This window comes from Gardnerella sp. KA00243 (assembly GCF_049244105.1).
GTDB classification, from domain to species: Bacteria; Actinomycetota; Actinomycetes; order Actinomycetales; family Bifidobacteriaceae; genus Bifidobacterium; species Bifidobacterium leopoldii.
The window spans coordinates 741,471-762,538 of the sequence record NZ_CP058375.1; the positions used below are offsets into that span (position 1 = coordinate 741,471).

17 protein-coding genes are annotated in these 21,068 nt (G+C 41.5%); 4 read left to right on the forward strand and 13 right to left on the reverse strand.

All coding sequences use genetic code 11. The annotated features are described in order from the left end of the window. Window positions 1–519 precede the first annotated feature (519 nt). Together pdxS and pdxT are read left to right on the forward strand one after the other, a co-directional pair. Window positions 520–1,353 carry a pyridoxal 5'-phosphate synthase lyase subunit PdxS gene (pdxS, locus tag HXT50_RS02910; RefSeq protein ID WP_064340158.1) on the forward strand — a complete coding sequence of 278 codons (834 nt, stop codon included), beginning with the start codon at window positions 520–522 and terminating at the stop codon, window positions 1,351–1,353. After that, complete coding sequence (gene pdxT / locus HXT50_RS02915) at window positions 1,350–1,949, forward strand: pyridoxal 5'-phosphate synthase glutaminase subunit PdxT (protein ID WP_004118885.1); 600 nt, start codon at window positions 1,350–1,352, stop codon at window positions 1,947–1,949. Before pdxS ends, pdxT begins: the two co-directional genes overlap by 4 nt. A gap of 266 nt (window positions 1,950–2,215) precedes the next feature. On the opposite strand, the gene HXT50_RS02920 is transcribed toward pdxT, so the two are convergent. The 12 genes from HXT50_RS02920 to map form a co-directional block, all read right to left on the reverse strand. Continuing rightward, window positions 2,216–2,983, reverse strand: a complete 768-nt coding sequence (locus HXT50_RS02920) for a type III pantothenate kinase (protein WP_004107486.1) — start codon at window positions 2,981–2,983, stop codon at window positions 2,216–2,218. Window positions 2,984–3,165: 182 nt separating this feature from the next. Beyond that, window positions 3,166–4,596 carry an ABC transporter substrate-binding protein gene (locus tag HXT50_RS02925; protein WP_064340159.1) on the reverse strand — a complete coding sequence of 477 codons (1,431 nt, stop codon included), beginning with the start codon at window positions 4,594–4,596 and terminating at the stop codon, window positions 3,166–3,168. 46 nt (window positions 4,597–4,642) lie between these two features. Continuing rightward, on the reverse strand, window positions 4,643–6,550 hold the full coding sequence (gene glmS, locus HXT50_RS02930) for a glutamine--fructose-6-phosphate transaminase (isomerizing) (RefSeq protein ID WP_004118863.1): 1,908 nt from the start codon (window positions 6,548–6,550) through the stop codon (window positions 4,643–4,645). Between the two features lie 95 nt (window positions 6,551–6,645). Continuing rightward, window positions 6,646–7,434: an amino acid ABC transporter ATP-binding protein gene (locus HXT50_RS02935; RefSeq protein ID WP_004107481.1), complete on the reverse strand. Its 789-nt coding sequence runs from the start codon at window positions 7,432–7,434 to the stop codon at window positions 6,646–6,648. 85 nt (window positions 7,435–7,519) lie between these two features. After that, entirely contained in the window at window positions 7,520–8,521 is a 1,002-nt protein-coding gene (locus HXT50_RS02940) for an amino acid ABC transporter permease (RefSeq protein ID WP_004118856.1), read from the reverse strand. A 144-nt stretch (window positions 8,522–8,665) separates the two neighbouring features. Then, window positions 8,666–9,574 (reverse strand): ABC transporter substrate-binding protein, encoded by a 909-nt coding sequence (locus HXT50_RS02945; RefSeq protein WP_004118845.1) that lies wholly within the window; start codon window positions 9,572–9,574, stop codon window positions 8,666–8,668. A 275-nt stretch (window positions 9,575–9,849) separates the two neighbouring features. Further along, complete coding sequence (gene smpB / locus HXT50_RS02950; RefSeq protein WP_004107461.1) at window positions 9,850–10,347, reverse strand: SsrA-binding protein SmpB; 498 nt, start codon at window positions 10,345–10,347, stop codon at window positions 9,850–9,852. A gap of 134 nt (window positions 10,348–10,481) precedes the next feature. Then, complete coding sequence (locus HXT50_RS02955) at window positions 10,482–11,888, reverse strand: CHAP domain-containing protein (RefSeq protein ID WP_421777003.1); 1,407 nt, start codon at window positions 11,886–11,888, stop codon at window positions 10,482–10,484. Between the two features lie 146 nt (window positions 11,889–12,034). Continuing rightward, the gene (ftsX, locus tag HXT50_RS02960) at window positions 12,035–12,958 is read right to left on the reverse strand and encodes a permease-like cell division protein FtsX (RefSeq protein ID WP_004107457.1); all 924 of its coding nucleotides are present in this window, start codon (window positions 12,956–12,958) and stop codon (window positions 12,035–12,037) included. After that, window positions 12,958–14,349: a cell division ATP-binding protein FtsE gene (ftsE, locus tag HXT50_RS02965; protein ID WP_421777004.1), complete on the reverse strand. Its 1,392-nt coding sequence runs from the start codon at window positions 14,347–14,349 to the stop codon at window positions 12,958–12,960. The genes ftsX and ftsE overlap by 1 nt, the downstream gene beginning before the upstream one ends. Before the next feature lie 60 nt (window positions 14,350–14,409). Next, window positions 14,410–15,546, reverse strand: a complete 1,137-nt coding sequence (gene prfB, locus HXT50_RS02970) for a peptide chain release factor 2 (protein WP_421777005.1) — start codon at window positions 15,544–15,546, stop codon at window positions 14,410–14,412. Window positions 15,547–15,626: 80 nt separating this feature from the next. After that, on the reverse strand, window positions 15,627–16,400 hold the full coding sequence (gene map, locus HXT50_RS02975) for a type I methionyl aminopeptidase (RefSeq protein ID WP_004107450.1): 774 nt from the start codon (window positions 16,398–16,400) through the stop codon (window positions 15,627–15,629). A 91-nt stretch (window positions 16,401–16,491) separates the two neighbouring features. Between map and HXT50_RS02980 the strand changes: the two genes are divergently transcribed. Further along, entirely contained in the window at window positions 16,492–18,630 is a 2,139-nt protein-coding gene (locus tag HXT50_RS02980) for a M13 family metallopeptidase (protein ID WP_421777006.1), read from the forward strand. 105 nt (window positions 18,631–18,735) lie between these two features. On the opposite strand, the gene HXT50_RS02985 is transcribed toward HXT50_RS02980, so the two are convergent. Beyond that, window positions 18,736–20,184 carry a CAP domain-containing protein gene (locus HXT50_RS02985; protein ID WP_421777007.1) on the reverse strand — a complete coding sequence of 483 codons (1,449 nt, stop codon included), beginning with the start codon at window positions 20,182–20,184 and terminating at the stop codon, window positions 18,736–18,738. A 312-nt stretch (window positions 20,185–20,496) separates the two neighbouring features. Between HXT50_RS02985 and HXT50_RS02990 the strand changes: the two genes are divergently transcribed. Continuing rightward, the gene (locus HXT50_RS02990) at window positions 20,497–20,985 is read left to right on the forward strand and encodes a single-stranded DNA-binding protein (RefSeq protein ID WP_004118831.1); all 489 of its coding nucleotides are present in this window, start codon (window positions 20,497–20,499) and stop codon (window positions 20,983–20,985) included. The last annotated feature ends 83 nt before the right edge of the window (window positions 20,986–21,068 follow it).

Here is a 21,068-nt window from a genome sequence, read left to right on the forward strand (position 1 = left end):
ATAAACATTATTTATTTATTATTATTTATTTTTTTATTTATTCTTTATTTATTTTTGTCTTATAGCTCGCCGCTTTATTGGAAATGCACATTTGCAAACATAACTATTTGCATACCACATAAACCCAAATACAAGTCGACTGCATTACTAATCGTAGTCGATTGACAAGCCAGTCTCACCTATGGCGCGTCCAAAAAATCAAATCATATTTTGTATATTTTTGTAATATTTTTATACCAATACATATGAGATATATCCTACGAATGTGGTTAAATTCCAACAGAACGTAAACTTGCAAACGTACGCAATAATCGACATAAGATTAAAGCGTAGAAGCGCGCAAATTCACGAAATATTAAGATGCATACACGTATCTCATATGTTAAAGCTCATATGTTAAAGCTAAAGCGAGGAATGATGGCTGAGAACTTGAATACTACGGTAACTGTGAACGAATCCTCGGATCCGCAAAACAAAAGCGGCGAAGACCGTACAGCATTGAACCGTCAACTGGCACAAATGCTTAAAGGCGGCGTGATTATGGATGTCACCACCCCAGAGCAGGCGCGAATTGCTGAGGATTCTGGCGCGTGCGCAGTTATGGCTTTGGAACGTATTCCTGCTGATATTCGCGCAGCCGGCGGCGTTTCTCGTATGAGCGACCCAGCAATGATTCACGGCATTCAAGAGGCTGTGTCTATTCCTGTTATGGCAAAATGCCGCATCGGTCACTTTGTTGAAGCACAAGTGCTTGAAGCTATCGAGATCGACTACATCGACGAAAGCGAAGTGCTTTCTCCAGCCGACGACGTGTATCACATCAATAAGCGCGATTTTGCTGTGCCTTTCGTTTGCGGCGCTAAGGATTTGGGCGAAGCTTTGCGCCGAATTAACGAAGGTGCTTCCATGATTCGCACTAAGGGCGAGCCTGGAACTGGAGACGTGATTCAGGCTGTGCGTCACATGCGCATGATGAATTCCGCAATTCGTAAGCTTACAAGCATGCGCGAGGATGAGCTTTTTGAAGAAGCCAAAAATTTGCGCGTGCCTTTCGAACTCGTAAAATACGTTGCACAAAACGGCAAGCTTCCTGTTGTTAACTTCGCAGCCGGCGGCGTTGCTACCCCAGCCGACGCTGCTTTAATGATGCAGCTTGGTGCCGAAGGCGTATTCGTTGGCTCCGGCATCTTTAAGTCTGGAGACCCAGCAAAGCGCGCTGCCGCAATCGTTAAGGCTGTAACTAATTACAAGGATGCCAAGATGATTGCTCAACTTTCCGAAAACTTGGGCGAAGCTATGGTTGGCATTAACGAGCAGGAAATCAAGCTTTTAATGGCTGAGCGAGGCGAGTGATTTTGTCAAACTCACCTACCAATACTGATAACTCCGCTCATACTGTAGCAGTTTTAGCTGTTCAAGGTGCTTTTCTTGAACATCGCTTAATGCTTGAAAAATTAGGCGCGCACGTTATTGAACTTCGTCAAGCGCGCGACTTGGAGCAGTCTTTTGACCGCTTAGTACTTCCGGGCGGCGAAAGCACTGTGCAAGCTAAGCTTCTTCGTGAGCAAAATATGCTCGAACCTTTGCGCGAGCGCATTGCAGGAGGGATGCCTGTTCTTGGCACTTGCGCAGGTTTGATTTTGCTTGCGAAAAACGTGGAAGGTGACGAAGTAAACGGTTTTGGCACTTTAGACGTAACAGTTAAACGCAATGCTTACGGACGCCAGCTCGGAAGCTTCCATTGCGAGGCTGAATTTGGTGAGCTAGGCAATGTGCCGATGACGTTTATTCGCGCGCCTTACATTGCAGAAGTAGGCTCTAATGCCAAAGCTCTTGCAACTGTAGATGGTCATGTTGTCGCCGCGTGCCAAGGAAAGCAAATCGGCACATCCTTCCACCCGGAGCTTGACGACGATATGCGAATCCATCAGCTTTTCCTGGATTTGTAATCGAATTTGCAAATAAAAACGTAAGTAAAGCGCCAGTTAAAGCGTAAATCTTAAATAAGTTACATACAAACCTTCGCAAGTAGCAATATTTGCGGAGGTTTTTTATTCTGAACATTGACACAGAACGAAAACTATCCTGCCTTCATATTTATCGACGAAGGCAGACCTCCCTCACATTTGGAGCACAACACAACCCAAAGCCCTCCAAGCACGAGCAAAATTACCCACGTTTGGAGCAAAAAACAACAAATAAACGATATTTACTATTAGCGCAAGTTTCGCTGATAAATCGAAGCCATACCTTTGAAAATAAGATCCGGATCGTAATAATCAATCGATTGCACGTCATTTTCAAAAAGCCTACCCAAGCCACCAGTAGCAACTACCTTAAATGGCTCGTCTATTTCAGTTTTAAATTGTGCAATTGTACGCTCAATTCCACCCAAGAAGCTGTAATATAATCCAGCTTGCATTGCGAGTTTAGTAGATTTTGCAAGAACAGACTGCGGTCTAGCTATTTCCACTTCTGGAAGCTGAGCCGTGTTATCCCAAAGTGCCGCAGCTGCAGTACGAATACCTGTGCAAATAAGTCCGCAAGTAATAGCACCACTTTTATCTATATAGTTGTAAGTTGTTGCCGTACCAAAATCAATAACTAGTACAGATCCTCCATACTCACTAAACGCACCAACGCAATCAGCTAAACAATCCGCGCCAAGAGTTCTTGGCTCATCAATACGAATATTCATACCGGTTTTAACACCAGGACCTACAATCATAGGATCAATATGAAGAAATTTGATAATACTAGCGCGGAATGAATGCATAACTTTCGGCACAACAGAAGCAACGATAACATCTTCAACATCGTTTATTGTAAATCCGCTTAAATGCAAAAATTGCGCAATCATAATGCCATACTCGTCTGATGTATGATTAGACTTTGTTGTCATACGATAAGTGCCAACAATTTGGTTATTTTCCAAAAAACCCAGCACAATATTCGTATTACCAATGTCTACTGCTAATAACATGTGTGCCTACTTCCTATATTGACATTTACGGATTAATTAAGTTAATCTGCAATCACGCGCGCACGTATTGTATGTGTATTTATACTATCCTATTGTATTTATACTACTTTTGCTAATGATCTTACTTTTACGCAAAATTAAGCTGCTTTTACGAAATCACTTAATTTTAATACGTTACGAAATTATCTAACTACAAATCCTTGATTGTAACCATATTCTTGAAGATCTTTTTCCCACAATAAAAGACCATCTTTTAAAGAAATACGTTTACCAGGATCATCTGGAAGCCACAATTTACTTCCATCATCTTGAGTAACACCAGCATCAATCATGGCTTGCACGTTTAATCTAGCTAAAGATTTAACACTCCAGTCATATGCTTGACCCATAGTTGCTCTAAAATCACTTCGCGAATACACTTCAAAAGGCAAATACCTGTATCCCGTATCCACGCGATTAGCGGCATCTGCAAATACACGATTAAACTTCTGGCCGCCAAAATAAGGTATATCAATGCCTCGTGAATCACGAATAGTAGCTCTATCTAAAAATGACTTATCTCTAAGCGTAACAACATCTGCAGGAAACGCTCCACCATTGACACGAGTACGAATTCCATGCATATCATGGCATACAAAATTCACAAATCGCATTGCTGCTTCAGGCTTACGACTCGATTTAAGCACAGATAACGAAGAACCGCCCATTTCTGCATTACGCTTTTCTCCGTGCATAGTTGGCACATTCGTCACCTTCCACAATCCTGCAGTTCCAGGCACATTTTCCAGAAGCAAAGACGGCATCCAGGCTCCTGAGAAAACAGAAGCAATCTTACCAGCTCCAACACCGTTCTTCCAGCGTTGACTCCAAGTTGTAGTTCTAATGTCAATCAATCCTTCATCAATCATTGATTGCCAGAACTTTGTAAACTCTTCAGTACCCTTATCTTTGCTCAATCTAACAGTAACTGTTTTCCCATCATGAGAAGTCATAAACGGGTGTCCACCTGCAAGCCAAATCATAGCGTTATAAAAACTTGCGTCACCTGAGTCTGCTGCAATATACACACCGATATCTTTAAGCTTACGAGCAGCGTGACGGTAATCTTCCCAAGTGTGTATTTTTGTGGCATCTACACCAGCCTGCTTAAACACGTCATCATTATAAAACCAAGCCATTGGGCCAGAATCCATCGGCAAACCGTAAACACGTCCACCAAGTTGCACAGAAGACCATGTTCCAGGAGTATAGAATGTGCGAGTATTTTTCACACGATCAGTAATATCTAAAAGCTGTCCACTTACAGCATATTGCGGAAGAGCAAAATATTCTAATTGAACAATATCTGGCATACCATAGCCATCTTGAATAGCACTATTAAGATTGCTATATCCGCTAGTATCTTTTACAGTTACATGAACATCTGGATTATGTAATTCAAATTCTTCAGCAAGTCGTTTCATGCTTGGTTCCCAAGACCAAACACTAATTTGAGTTCTAGAATCTTTAGTTCCGCATCCGCAAGAAAACAGCAAAGAAAAAACACAAAGTATCGACAGAAGCAAGCGTCCAAAATGATTGCGTTGTTGCAAAATTCTTGCAAATGCAGACATAAGATTTGCCATCCGTTACTTTATGTTACTCAACGTTGTTATGCGCTTACTCAACAGTTACAGACTTTGCAAGATTACGAGGCTTATCAACATCATAACCTTTTAACTTTGCCATATCCATTGCAAATAATTGCAATGCAACTACATCTACAAGAGGACTTAGCAAAGTCGCACATTTAGGACGCCAGAACACAATATCTGCATAGCGAGAAGCATCTGGATCACCCTCTTCTGCAACAGCTATAGTGAAAGCTCCGCGCGCTTTAACTTCTTCAATTCCAGAAATAACTTTCGCATGAAGCACATCACGACCGCGAGAAGATGGCACAATCACAACTACCGGCTCACCTTCATCTACAAGCGCAATAGGACCGTGCTTAAGCTCACCCGCAGCAAAACCTTCAGTAAAGGTATACGCAATTTCCTTAAGCTTCAACGCACCTTCTAGCGCAACAGGATATCCAACATGTCGACCTAAGAAAAGGAAAGATTTAGCTTCCAGAGTATGCTCAGCAGCTTTCATAATTGATTCAGATTGTGTATCAAGTACATGCTGAATTTTATCCGGCATCTCTTTTAATTGCGCAACGATTTGCTGAATTTCGTCGCGATACATAGTGCCTTTTACTTGCGCCAAAAACAGACCAAGCATATAGGCTGCAACTATTTGCGCAACAAAAGCTTTAGTAGATGCAACTGCTATTTCTGGACCTGCATGCGTGTAAAGAACTGCATCAGATTCGCGCGGAATGCTAGAACCTTGCGTATTGCAAATTGCAAGAACTCGACTACCTTGCTCGCGCGCATGGCGCAAAGCCATAAGCGTGTCCATTGTTTCACCAGATTGCGAAATAGCAACAACCAGCGTGCGATGAGTCAAAATAGGATCACGATATCTAAACTCATGCGCTAATTCAACTTCTACAGGCACACGAACCCAATGCTCGATAGCATATTTTGCAACCAATCCGGCATAACTTGCAGTTCCGCAAGCAACAACAATAATTTTATCTATTGAACGCAAAACATCTTGGCTAATATGCACTTCATCTAGCACAATATTTCCTTGCGCATCAAAGCGACCTCGCAAAGTGTCAGCGACAGCATGTGGATCCTCATGAATTTCCTTATCCATAAAGGAATCCCAACCGCCTTTTTCTACTGCAGAAGCATCCCAATCAACCGTAAAACAAGTAGGATTTTCAACAATATTATTGTCAAAATCAGTTAGAAGCAAAGATGCCTTGCCGCTGCCATCTACATCTCCAATGCACACAGCTTGATCTTGACCAACTTCCAAGACTCGATCCGTATAAGCAACAAAAGCTGCAACGTCAGAGCCAAGGAAATATTCACCGTCTCCAAGACCTACGACCAAAGGCGAATCGTGACGAACAGCAGCCACAATACCAGGCTGACGAACGTCAACAGCAAGTAATGTGAAAGCTCCTTTTAACATTTTTGCAGTACGACGAAGAGCTGTGAATAAATCAGGCTTACCAGTTTCGTTTACAATATCATTCGCAATTTTGCCAAGTAATTTTGCAGCAACTTCAGTATCTGTTTGAGAAGAAAATTCGTATCCTTCTTCGTGAAGCTGCTCTTTTAATACAACAGCATTTTCAATAATGCCATTATGAATAAGCGCGATTTTGCCATCTGCACTAGTATGAGGATGCGCATTAATGTCACAAGGAGCACCATTAGTAGCCCAACGAGTATGACCAATAGCTGCACTCGCCTCAGGCATAGGGTTTGCATCAATATCATTGCGAAGAACAGATAAACGACCAGCTTTCTTTCTCACAGTCGCACATTTCATCCCAGGAGCAACTAAAGCTACGCCCGAAGAGTCATATCCGCGATATTCTAGACGCTCTAACCCACCTAAACAAACTTCTAAAGGTTTTGCACAAACTTTTCCAAAACCTGCGTATCCTACAATGCCACACATAATCTTCTATTGTACGTTATGCGAGCGAGTGCACGCCAGAGAAGCACACAAAAACTATGCAAAACTACATAAATAAGATACGTTTCTTACGTAAATTACAATACGTGATTTAGGAAATCTTTAAAACGATCAGTTTGCGGATTAGTAATAATATCTGCACTACCCTGCTCAACTATGACACCGCCATCCATAAACACAACCTGATCTGCAACCTCACGCGCAAAACCAATTTCGTGAGTTACTACAATCATAGTCATGCCATCTTTAGCAAGATTTCGCATAACGGTTAACACTTCACCTACAAGCTCTGGATCTAGCGCAGATGTTGGCTCGTCAAATAGCATAATTTCCGGTTTCATAGCAAGAGCGCGAGCAATTGCAACGCGCTGCTGCTGACCGCCTGAAAGTTCTGCAGGATAATGGTTCATACGCTCATCCATGCCAACTCGCTTTAACTCTTCAATAGCTAAATCGCGCGCTTCTTGAGCTTTCATATGCATAACATGAATAGGAGCTTCCATAACGTTTTCTAAAGCCGTCATATGAGGGAATAAATTAAAACGCTGGAATACCATGCCAAGCTTCGCACGCTGTTGAGCAATTTCTTTGTCGTTAAGAGCCTGCAGGCACTTCTCACCTTTATGCATTACTTGCTTTACGCCGATGCGCTCGCCATAAATACTTATACTTCCTGCAGTCAAAGTTTCTAGTTGATTAATTAAACGCAATAACGTCGATTTTCCAGAACCGGACGGACCCAAAATAACTGTTACGCTACCTGGATTCACTGTCATATTAATACCGTTAAGTACATGCAATTGACCGAAAGATTTCTGCACGTCGTTAATAGCAACCGCAGGAAGATTAGATTTTGCTTCTACCATTTATTCACATCCAATTTGTTTGTTTCATGCAAAATTTAAAGTTTACAAAGAAAAATATTTAAAATTTAAGCTATTATGCGTTTATTTAGGCATTAAATCCGAGCATAGCAGCATCATTTCGTCCTTTAACATTTTTCCGTTTAGCATCTAATGATTGATCGCCGCGCTGATCAGAATCAGTATTAAGTTGAGCATGCTTTACAATATCTCTTGCTTCAAAACCTTTAGCAAAATGCTTCTCGAGCATGTATTGCAAAACCATCAAAATGGAAGTAATAATCAAATACCAAATACTCGCAACAAGAAGAAGCGGAATTGGTTTATAGATACGGTTAGCAATAGCATTTGTAGCAAATTGCAATTCAAGAGTAAACGGAACTGCAAGAACTAACGAAGTCGTTTTTAGCATACCGATTGTTTCGTTACCAAGCGGAGGAACAATAATACGCATTGCTTGAGGAAGAATTATACGCCTCATAGTTAAAGCTCTACCCATTCCAAGAGCCTTAGCAGCTTCAACTTGTCCACTATCGACAGCTTCCAATCCTGCGCGAACAATTTCCGACAAATAAGCCGATTCATTCAAAGACAAACCAACTACAGCAGCAGTAAGAGAAGTCATAATTACATTAGAATCAATAGACCAAAATTCTACAGAAGTAAAAGGAATACCAATACCAATTCTCGGCACAAGAACCGCAAACATGCCCCAAAATACAAGCTGCGTATAAACAGGAGTACCACGGAAAAACCAAATAAAGAACCAACTTACGCCACGAAGCACAGGATTAACTGACTTGCGCATCATCGCTAAGCCTACAGCAAACACGATTGAAATTACCATAGCAATTAGCGTAAGAAGTAACGTCCAGCCAATACCAGAAAGCACGTTATCGCTTATTAAATATATTCCGACTACTTGCCATTCAAAACGAGGGTTAGTAATAATACTGTAAAGAAGCGAACATGCTATTACAGCTACAATGACTCCGGCAATAATAGGTCCTGGCTTTTTTACTGGCAAAATACGTTCAGAGTTAGCTACTCCGGACTTGCTCTTAGCAGAGTTACCAATTAAAGAATTCAAAATATGCTCCAATAAGTACGTTTATACAAAAACAGCAAAGTAAAGAAACAATCTGAGCCGAGAATTAAATCACGACTCAGATTAACGATATCATTTTAGATAATTATTCGATTATTTGATAGCTAAAGTTTGATAGCTAAAGTTTTATAGTTTTGGATTAACTACAGACTTTTCAATAGCAACATCTTCAACGCCCCACTTCTTCAAGATATCCTTGTAGACGCCGGACTTCATAAGCTTATCAATACCAGCTTTTACAGCCTTCAACATCGCTGCATCACCCTTTTTAACAGCCGCTCCCATTGGTTCAGAATCCTTGCTGTTTTCCAAAATTTCAAGCTTTCCAGGATTCTTAATTGAAGCGTAACCGGCAACAGGAGTATCTGCATACATAACATCAGCGCGACCGGAAAGAAGTGCGGTAGTTGCGTCAGTTTGCTCCTTGAAGCTCATGATTTCAAGAGGCTTATTCCCTTTAGCTGCGCACTGTTTCTTTGCTTCCTCCATAATAGGTTCGCCAACAGTTCCAGTTTCCAAAGTTACTTTCTTGCCACAAAGGTTCTTTGGATCTACCTTAGTAGGATTTCCCTTACGCACTTCAAAAGACAAACCTGCGTTTGCATAAGTAATAAAGTCTACAGACTTCATACGTTCAGCATTTACTGTAAAACCAGAAATACCGACATTATATTTGCTTCCTATTGCTGGAATGATTGAGTCAAACTGAGCATGCATAATTTTTGCTTTTAAGCCCATGACCTTTGCAAGAGCCTTCGAAAAATCAATTTCGTAACCTACAGGAGTTTTACCGTCTGCAGCAAAGAATTCTGCAGGGGCATAACTTACGTTTACACCAACAGTTAACTCTCCTGTTTTTGCAACTTCTGCTGGTACCAATGCTGCAACAGCATCATCTTTTTGCACATGACTTATATCATAGCTACGAGCAATATCAGGGTCTGCTTCTTTAGAATCAGCAGGTCCACATGCAGCAATACTGCCAATCATTACTAAAGATGCAACAATAGCAACAGGCTTCATAGATTTAAACATAGTTCTTCTCCTCATGTATGTACTAAGAATCTATAATTTGCATTAATGTGTATAACTATACACGATAACCCTACAAATTCAACAGCCTTTTATACGATTATTGAATATACGAAGATACTCATGCAGTACATCTGCACAATAATTATGCTTTTCATAAACAAAAACTGCATATTATTCGCAATAATGTATAATATGTGCGTGTCGTATTGTCGCACTTTCTATCCCATGCGAAGCGCACATGTGTTTCAAAAACGTATAAAAAGAAACATCAACTCTTAATCAATACTACGAGAACGCAGATTACGGTAACGCATTTCACGCAAGGCCTCTCGCTTATCTTGCTCCTCACGCAAAGCCTGACGCTTATCAAATTCCTTTTTACCGCGCGCTAAAGCAATTTCTACTTTTACGTAGCTTCCCTTAAAATACAAACGCAAAGGCACAACAGTGTAGCCTTTCGCCTCAGTTTGCCTAGAAAGCTTAGCAATCTCAGCAGCATGAAGCAGAAGCTTACGCTTGCGCTTAGGAGCATGATTATTCCATGTGCCGTTTAAATATTCAGGAATATTTGCTCCTTCAAGCCACATTTCACCACGACGATCAATATTCACAAATGATTCAGCTAAAGAAGCACGCCCTTCGCGAAGTGACTTAACTTCAGTACCAGTAAGAGCAAGACCTGCTTCATAACAATCTTCAATTACATAATCATGATGCGCTTTACGGTTTTGTGCCACAGTAACAGTGCCATCTTGCGCAGGCTTATTTGCCATAATTCCCCTCCAGTACACATCACACACAAAAGAAACTTGCCATAAGATACTACTATCTTATGGCAAGAACAATAAGTCGTAAATCTTACAACGTTTTCAATTTCAATAAATTGAAAACTATGAAGTGCTTATATTTAATAATGAATGTACTCATAATCGCCTGGATTATAAATAGTTTCATAAGCAGGGAATGTTGCAAAACCAGTTCCACCTTCAGAAATAAGAACTGATCCATCAGCATTCACACGTTCCACAACCGCAACATGTCCATATTGCCAATCAGCATTCCAATTACCAACACGTTGGCCACGAGCAAACACCATAACAGCACCAACATGTGGAATTCTATTAACTAAATATCCAAACCTACGAGCAGTATTCGCCCACTCAGCACCATTACCCATGTAGGAGCCAACAGGCAGACCAAGTTGCGAACGACGCAAATAAGCCCATAACGTGCATTGACGAGCAGGATAAGCAGAACCACCAACAGTGTTTCCAGTATTATGCCCGTAGCAGAACTTAGAACCTTCTGCGCAATTTCCAGGAACAGTATAATTCATACCATTAGCAGCGCCATTAGAAAGTTGCATCGGAGGAAGGTAAACATTCTTCCCAGAACTTCCATTCAATTGCTGACGATTACCAGCATTCGGATCGGCTTTAGCGAATGACTTATTAGCAAGAGCACGCGCTTGAGCATCGATGGCAGATTTCATTGCTATAATTTCTGCAGCCTCACGCGCAGACTGAGAAGTCAAACTACTCTTTTGACCTTCCAGCTGCTTACGAATCTCTTCACCATGATCTCGCAAACTTTGCAAGGACTTTTTGCGATCATTGGCAGCTTTCGCAGCGATTTGAGCACTTTGCGCTTGGGCATCCGCCTGCTGCTTTAACTTGGTTATTTCTGCTTCAATAGCAGCCAAACGCTGACGACGATTCATAGAAGTATTCAACTTGATAGCAGCATCATTAGCAGCGTTTGCTTCACTTCTAGCAACAGCAGCCTCGGATTGTAACTTTCCAACAAACTGTTCTGTGGTAGTTGATTTAGTCACAATATCCATAACATTAGATGCCTGAGAACCATGGAAACTCTTACGAGCAAGCTGTGCTACAGCAGCCTTAGCATCATCAAAATCTTCACCAGTTTTTTTAATTTTCTCTTCCAAATCACGCTTATCTTTTTGTGCAGACTCTAGACGCTGCTGCGTTGATTCTACAAGACTGCGCGCCTGAGAAGCTTGCTCTTCTGCTTGTTGAGCAGCTCGTATTTGATTTGGAATTTTATGCTCATTTAAATCATTCAATTCAATGATCTTATTTGCAAGTTGTTTACTTACGCCAGCAAGTTGGCGCTTCAAATTCTCGTTTCGTTGTATTTTGCGCCTATATTCCTTCATGTTGACAGCACTTGCTGTAGACGCATTAAATAATGCACCAGCAACACCAGCAAACATCATTGAAATAGCAACTATTAAACTCACTACAGTATGAGTGCGTCGAATTGCATACATGCTATGTCGATCTTCGCTCATATCACTTCCCTTTCAACATCACTATTGCGAATTATACCGTAATGCAAGGAATCACGCGAGTTTCTACTTCAAATCTTCTAAAATAGTACTTTTACAATACTCATACGAAAATAACGCAAATAATTACACACCTATTATTTTGCATTTTAAGCTTTTAAGTATCGTCTCAAAGCAATAGCAGAAGCAACTATAGATAACACCACTGCACCAGCTACAAGTATTGGAACGCATAGCCACACAGTTGTTTGAGTAACAAATGGCATCCAACGCACATTCTGCGCAAGCCAATCAGTTACAAAAATTTTAACTACTAAACTTAGCGCAGCACCAGCAAGTAAAGAACCTACAAACGACGCGAACGCTCCTTCAAGAATAAACGGCATACGAATAGTCCAGTTAGAGGCACCAACTAAGCGCATAATTTCGGTTTCTTGACGACGGCTAGCAGCAGACATTCGAATCGTAGTGCCAGTAAGCATAATAGCTACAACAACCATAACCGCTGCAAGCACAATTGTCACAACAGTAGCGCGATTAAGCACACTGAAAACAGGATCAAAAATCTGACGCTGATCAACAACTTCTTCCACACCATCGCGTCCAGAAAGAACTTCTGAAACAACCTGATATTTCATAGGATTAGTAAGCTTCAAGCGCAACGAATCTTGCATGTCTGCCGCAGTTAAAGTACGTCCTTGATACATTCCGTTAGGATATTGCTTTAAGAATGTGTTTTTATAAAATTCGTTGCGGCTAACATAAGTGATATTTGAAACATCATCGCCTAATTCTTGGTGAATAATATGCTCCAATTTTACAATTTCGGCACTAGTAGGCGCTTTTCCAGAAGCACAAGAAGGAGATTGGCTAGTTCCATCCGGGCACAGCCAGGCAACCACTTCTACTTTGTCATACCAGTCACCTTTTGCCTTGGTAATCTGCGCTTGCATAAGCACTGAAACACCAATAAAAAGGAAAGAAATGAACGTTACAAGCATAACCGAAAGAATCATCGAAACATTACGACGCAAACTAATGCAAGTTTCGGAAAAAATAAATCGTAAACGCATTACTCTGCTCCTTCAGTTTTATTAATGTCATTATTGCTATCGTCAACACTAATGTTCTCATTATTAGTATTTTCAGCTGCAACAGGTGGCTTAGGCGGAGCTGGAGGCATAGGAGGAAGCTGAGATTTACGCTCAGATTCAGCATCGGATTGCAACTTACTTTCTGCTTCTGATTGCAACTCATCGCTGGTTTCGGATTGTGATTCTCCGCTCACTTCAGAGTTTTCAGTAGATTCAGTAGATTCAGTAGATTCATTAGTTTCAGCAGTTTCAGCAGTTTCGTGAGATTCGGCAGTTTCATAGGATTCTTTATTATCTTCCGAAATCTCAACTTCTGAATCATTCTCTTCAACATCTTCATTATCGTTTGCAGAAATCAATCCGCGTCCCCAAGTCATCGTTGTTTCCAAAGACTGGAACACTTCGCCGTAACGACCAGTTCTGCCAGAATGGACAGACTGAGCCAAACGTGCAATTCCTTCATTTTCTGAAGTGTCACTCTTCAACGATTGCGTTACCATGTCAACAACTTCACGCGCCTGAGCAGCACGTTGAGCTTTTTTAGAAAGCCTCTTATGACGTTCAGTATGCTCAGATTGAGCAATTGATTTTTGAGCATCACTATCTGATTGATCTTGAGAATTTTCAACAGTTTGTTGTGCTTTAGAATTATGCTCAACTTCACTATCCGGGAAATACAATGCAGAATCATATGATCCTTCACGCTCATCACGCACAATTTTGCCAGCATGAAGCTCCACAACGCGCTTACGCATTGAGTTCACAATTTCCTCATTATGCGTAGCCATAACAATCGTTGTACCAGTTCGGTTAATAGCATCCAAAACTTCCATAATTCCAAGAGAAGTAGTTGGATCCAAATTACCAGTAGGCTCATCTGCAAGAATAATTTGAGGGTGATTGACATATGCGCGAGCAATTGCAACTCGCTGCGCCTCACCACCAGAAAGCTCATGTGGGTAATTATTTTCTTTACCAGTCAAACCAACCGTTTCAAGAACACGAGGAACAAGTGAACGAATCGTAGACCGACTCGTGCCAATCACTTCCAAAGCAAAAGCAACATTTTGGTAAACTGTTTTATTATTAAGCAGCTTATAATCCTGAAAAATAAAGCCAAGAGATCTACGATACTGCGGCACCTGTCGGTTAGAAAGTCTGCGCAAATCGTTACCGGCTACGTGAATTTCCCCACCATTTGCTTCTTCTTCGCGAAGCAGCAAACTAAGCAATGTAGTTTTACCAGAACCGGAAGCGCCAACAAGAAACACAAAATCTCCGCGATCTACATGCAAAGACACATCGTCTAATGCAGGACGTGTACCTCGAGGATATATTTTTGACACATGATCTAATGAAATCAGCGACATTGTTTCAATTCCTTCCGAAGATTATGTGTAATCGTTGGTTTTTAGTTCTAGCTTTAGTTTTTAAGATTCTGCTTCAGTTTCTTTTTGAGCCGCAACTCGCTGCTCGTGACGCCAACGAATACCAGCTTCAATAAAACCGTCAATATCGCCGTCAAAAACAGCCTGAGTTTGCGAAGTTTCGTAGCCAGTGCGCAAATCCTTCACCATCTGATAAGGGTGAAGCACGTAAGAGCGCATTTGATCTCCCCAACTTGCCTTAATATCTCCAGCAAGTTCCTTCTTTTTTGCAGCTTCCTCAGCATGCTTAAGCACAAGCAAACGCGATTGCAAAACTGCCATTGCAGCGGCGCGGTTCTGAATCTGACTTCGCTCATCTTGCATAGAAACAACCAAGCCGGTTGGCAAATGCGTAATACGAACAGCAGAATACGTAGTGTTCACGCCCTGACCTCCTGGCCCTGAAGCCTGGAAAGTATCCACGCGAATATCCGAATCCGGAATATCAATATGATCCGTAGCTTCAACAAGAGGAATTACTTCAACAGCAGAAAAACCAGTTTGGCGACGTCCTTGATTGTCGAATGGCGAAATACGAACCATTCTGTGAGTGCCACCTTCTACAGAAAGACGACCATACGCGTACGGGGCATCCACTTGGAAAGTGGCTGATTTAATACCAGCCTCTTCTGCATAAGACGTGTCCATCATCTTAGTTTTATAGCCGTTTCGCTCAGCCCAGCGCAAGTACATACGAAGAAGCATTTGAGCAAAATCGGCAGCATCCACACCGCCCGCACCAGAACGGATCGTAACAACCGCAGAACGAGCGTCATACTCGCCGTCAAGAAGAGTCTGAACTTCCATATCGTCCAACTCGTGAGCAATATTTCCAAGCTCTTCTTGAGCCTCATTCATTGAATCAGCATCGCCTTCTTCTTCACCAAGCTCAATTAAAGTCTTAGTATCTTCAATACGCTGTTCAACAGCTTGCAAACGCTTCAATTGAGACTGAGCTGCAGAAAGCTTACTCGTGACTTGCTGAGCATGCTCAGAATCGTCCCAAAGTCCAGGCTCTGCAGCCTGCTTTTCTAAATCAGCAATCGTAGCCTTCAACGAATCGACATCTAGTGCTTTAGAAATCAAAGAATACTTTGCTTCAACATCATTTAACGCTTGGGAAAAATCAAATTCCGCCATTTACTTAAAGTACCTCTTTACATACCTGTTTTACGCAATTACTACTCGCAAAATACTTACAAAATCAACTATTGATAAGTTTAGCGCACGGTCAAAATCTCAGGACCGTTTTCCGTAATTGCAATCGTATGCTCAGTGTGTGCACCGCGAGAACCATCAGCAGAGCGAAGAGTCCAACCATCCTTAGGATCCTGGTAAATTTCGTCAGTAGTCTTTAAGAACCATGGCTCAATTGCAATCACAAGACCTGGGCGAAGCTTGTAGCCATGGTGAGCAGTTCCATCGTTAGGAACATGCGGATCGCCGTGCATAATATGACCGACTCCGTGACCGCCAAACTCAAGATTTACGCTATAACCATACTCGTGAGCAACGCAACCAACAGCTGCAGAAATATCGCCAAGACGGTTGCCAGGCTGAGCCATATTAATACCAGCCTCAAGAGCTTCCTCAGTGCACTTAATTAAGCGTAAATCCTCAGGATCAGCATGCTTTCCAACCACAAAACTAATAGCGGAATCACCAACCCATCCATCGACGTTAATTGCCAAATCAAGGGTCAACAAATCGCCGTCTTTAAGGTTATAATCAAAAGGAACTCCGTGAAGGACAGCATCGTTTACAGAAGTGCAAATATAGTGCGCAAAAGGACCTGTACCAAAATCAGGAGCGTAATCAACATAGCAAGAAGACGCACCTTTGCGGCTCATAATTCGCTGACGAACGAAGTCATCAATCTCAAGAAGATTCGTGCCAACTTTGGTCATTGCTTTCAAGTCTTTAAGAATACTACCGACGAAGCGACCTGCAGGCTTCATCGCTTCAATTTCAGATGGAGTTTTAAGTTCAATCATGCTTCAAGACTAACGCGCAGGCACGAAAATAAAGCAAAATATAGCGAAAATACTAACTAATAGTGTCGCTTAATACTTGTAAGCTAATCACATGTCTAACAACAATGAAAACAATAGTAATAATAAGGAATCGCAGAAGGAAATTTCTGCTGTAGATTTCGACCCTGCCTCCTTCTCGTCGGCTACTCGTCCACAAGACGATTTATTCCGTTACGTAAATGGTCCTTGGATTGACACTTACACTCTCCCAGAAGACAAACCAATGTATGGTGCTTTCCACAAGCTTGCAGAAGATGCAGAAAAGCAAATTCGAGATATTTTAGAAAACGAAAATTGCCCAGCCAAAAAGTCGCAAACCTTATACCGTAACTATTTGGATACCGCATCTATTGAAAAAGCTGGAATTACGCCAATTAAGGGCGATCTAGACGCTGTGGATTCAGCAGAAACTAAGGAAGATTTGGTTCGCACTATTGGCGCGCTTAATCCGTACGGCGGTCCAGATGCAATGTTTTATTTTGGAGTTTACGGAGATCCTAAAGATCCTAAGACGAATATTATGCATATTGAGCAATCGGGATTGGGCTTGCCAGACGAAGCATACTATCGCGAAGATAACTACGCTCCAATTCGCACTGAATATGTAAAAATGGTAGCTTCGTTGTTGAGATTGGCTGGTTACGGAGATACCGCCACTACCCAAGCTCAAGCCGAGCGTTTTTTGAATGTTGAAACTAAAATCGCGAAGCATCATTGGGATAACGTGGCAACTCGCGATTCTCAAAAAACTTATAATCCTTGCAATTATGCTGATTTGGCAAAAAATCTTGAAGCGCTGAATCTCGACGCTTTCTTAGATGCTGCACAAAAAGCGTACGAAACTTGCGAAGAAGCAGAACATCAACCAATCAATCTTCGTGAAGCTTTTAGCAAAGTAGTAGTTCACGAGCCAAGCTTTATAGAAGGATTGAATAAGATTTGGCAGGAAACTAACTTAGAAGATTTAAAGCTTTGGGCACGCGTGCACGTGATTTTGTGCTGGGCAATCTTACTGAGTGAAGACTTTGCCGAAGCTAGATTCGACTTCTACGGCAAGGTGCTTTCTGGAGCCACAAAGCAACGCGACCGCTGGAAGCGAGCAGTCGGAGTTGTTGACGATGCCTGCGGCGAGGAAGTTGGACGCGAATACGTGCGATTGCATTTCCCTGAGTCTTCTAAGGAATATATGCAAGGCTTAGTTGACAATCTTATTAACGCTTACCGCGAGTCGATTTCTCACAGCAGCTGGCTTGGCGAGGAAACTAAAGCGAAGGCTTTGGAAAAGATTAGTAAATTTGAGCCAAATATTGGTTACACAAACCATTGGGTTGACTACTCTGCGCTAAATATTAAGGAAGACGCTGATTTAGTTGAGAATATGCGCGAAGTTTATCGATTTGGCTTTGGTAAAAATACTGCAAAAGCCGGAAATCCTGTGGATCGCGAAGAGTGGCAGATGACTCCGCAAACTGTGAACGCTTACTACGATCCTCTGCTGAACGTAATCGTGTTCCCAGCTGCTATTTTGCAACCACCATTCTTTAACCCAAGCGCTCCAGACGCAGCAAATTATGGTGCTATTGGTGCCGTGATTGGTCATGAAATCGGTCACGGTTTTGACGATCAAGGTTGCGAATACGACGGCGACGGCGTACTTAACAATTGGTGGACTGAAGAAGACAAAACCAACTTCACTGAGCGCACTAAGAAGCTTATTGAGCAATACAATGCTTTCACACCAACGCAGCTTATTGTTAAGTACTCTCACTTGAAGAGCAAAGAAGAGCGCAATGCGATGCCTCACGTAAACGGTGCTTTAACAATCGGCGAAAATATTGGCGATTTAAGCGGCGTGACTATTGCGCTTAAAGCATACGCTTTCGCCTTGCAAAAGAGCAAGGGACAAGAAATCAACGGAAGTGATGATGCTATTCGCGAAACCTTGCTTAACGCTCCTGAAGTAGATGGTTTCACTGCTTTGCAGCGATTCTTCTTAAGCTACGCGTTAGTATGGCGTTCCAAGGCTCGTAATGAAATTGCGGAACAGCTGCTTCAAATCGACCCGCACTCCCCAGCCGAATGCCGCACTAACGGCATTGCTCGCAACGTTGACTTGTTCTACGATGCGTTCGATGTTCAAGAAGGCGACGAGATGTGGCTCGACCCAAGCGAGCGCGTGCACATTTGGTAAAGCATCTCAAATTGAGCACAGAAAATAGAAAATAAGAAATAGAAAAGCCTGCAAGCGTTCTTTACTAATCGTTTGCAGGCTTAATTTATATAACCTTATAAGTTTTTATTCTTCCGCAGAGGCAGAACCTGCAGAAACAGCTTCTTCTGCAGCAAAATCTTGCGAAATAGTCCCATTTGAAACAGCTTCTTCTGCTACAGCAGGAGCATTATCAGCAGCATAATCATTATCAACAGCAGCATCAGCAACTTCTGCTACAGCTTCAGCATCAGCAACAGCAGTATCAGTATTAGCAACAGCAGTGTCTACAGAAGCAGCTTTTGCACGCGCATTTTTGCGTGACTTATAAAGTAAGATAGAAAATACAACTACAGCACAAAGAATAATTACCATTGCAATTACAGCAACCACCATTCCAGAAATACCAGTTTTTTCAGTATTTTTAGCGGAATCTTTACTATTTGCAATTTGAGAATTAACCTTATTGGCTAAATGCTTATTTTTTCCAAATGCTTTCTTTTTGCTAGATCTATCACCCTTATGTTTTTTCTTATTTTTATCGTCCTTCTTATCTTTCTTATCTTTTTTATCCTTGTCGTCCTTTTTATCCTTATCGGATTTAGCTGCCTTAGTATTATTCGCTACTGCAGCAGGACGCTGATAAACTTGAGGGCTTCCATAACCAATTTTGCCATCAGGATAGTCAATATCACCGTTATATTCCGACAAAGTTAAATCACCAACAATGCCGTACGGACCGCCTTGAGCTTCACCATAACCAAAGGAGATATTTCGTGGATTCAAAATTTGATACAAATGACCATTCTCGTCAGTAAAGGCACCACGAGTAGCGCGCAATGGTCCCTCTTCATTTTGAATCCATAAACGCATAGAACCAGCAAGATCTGTACCCCAGCTTAAGTTTTCACCCCAAGCTTTTCTACCATTAAAATCAGGTGCGCTTTTACCATCTGGAGCAAAATGACCAAATTTACCATGTTGAGCAGTCTCTTGTGCGCGACGATACGCATCCTCTTCATTTGCGGAATCGTATTGAATATTATTCACATAAGCTTGTTTAGTTAAACCGCAACGACTCACATAATCTTGCAAAGGAATTCCTTCAAAGTAAATACTACGATCGTCGTATAAACGCGAACGTGCATTACGAATTGAAGCCAGCACATAGCGCACTACATCAACAGATCGAACCCAGCCAACACTACGTGCAACGTTTTTTTGTTTAATAATCGGGTTTTTAATAGACAGGTTTGACGTAGACGAATTAGATGCTTCTTTGCTTAATTCTAACGAATTTATGCCCATCAAATTCATATTCATGGAGCTTTGTGCAGACAAGCACACAAAGGATACTACAGCAAGCAGGCTTATCAGCGAACATACAATATGCTTCACTACAGCACTTTTAACTATCGTATTCTTCGAATTCATTGAACTATTCGATTTAAAACCAAATGATTTAAATAAATTAGATGAGCATGAATTTACATGCATAGCTAAATTGCGCACCAATCCCTGCTTATTATTTTTCATAGTAAAAAACTCTTCTTCTGTTCATTCAATGCAACAAATATAGGTTAATAGTATCTCTTAATAAGGAATTATTGCGAAAATGCTTGCAATCTTGCTGTTTTACAAGTGATTTTATTGTCAATATTTTTAATAAATTGTGGTTAAAACATAGCTTTTAACCACAATAAAAGAATTTTCTAGAACAATTCTCGCAAAACATTCATAGTTGTTATTACTGCGGCATTTCCTTGTGGCTGCGAAGCTCAGGGGCAATGATGGCTCTGATTTCGGGGCTGAAATGGCTGCAGTCCAAATCGTGAAAGGATGATGAATATGGTACAACAACAGTCAACTGTGACTATTAGCGGATTTGTAGGCGCAGAACCAATAAGTTTTGGACGCAACGAAAATTCTCCTGCTTGTTCTCTACGAATTGCAAGCACACAATCTTATTATCGAAATGATGAGCAGCAATGGCATGAGCGTCCAACCACATGGATGACTGTGAAGGCGTATCGAACTTTGGCTTCAAACGTTCTTAAAAGCGTGCATAAAGGTGATGCAATTGTTGTTTCTGGAAATTTGAGTACTGAAAGTTGGACAAAAGACGGCAATGATTATAATCGCATAATTTTAGAAGCGGCTACTATTGGTCACGATTTAAATCGTGGAACTACTCAATTTACAAAGCGAAACGCTGATTCCGCTAAAAATGATCATACGAAAGAAAGTAATCAAGCACAGCAGAACAATAGGGCACAACAAAATAACTCTAACGCAAACATTTTGAATGATGAATTTGGGGGCGAAACTGATATTTAAGAAAAATAAAATCGCAACTCAAGAAATCCCTCAAACTCGCGCAACGGTAAGCAAATTAATATGAATAAAATAAAATAGCCGCC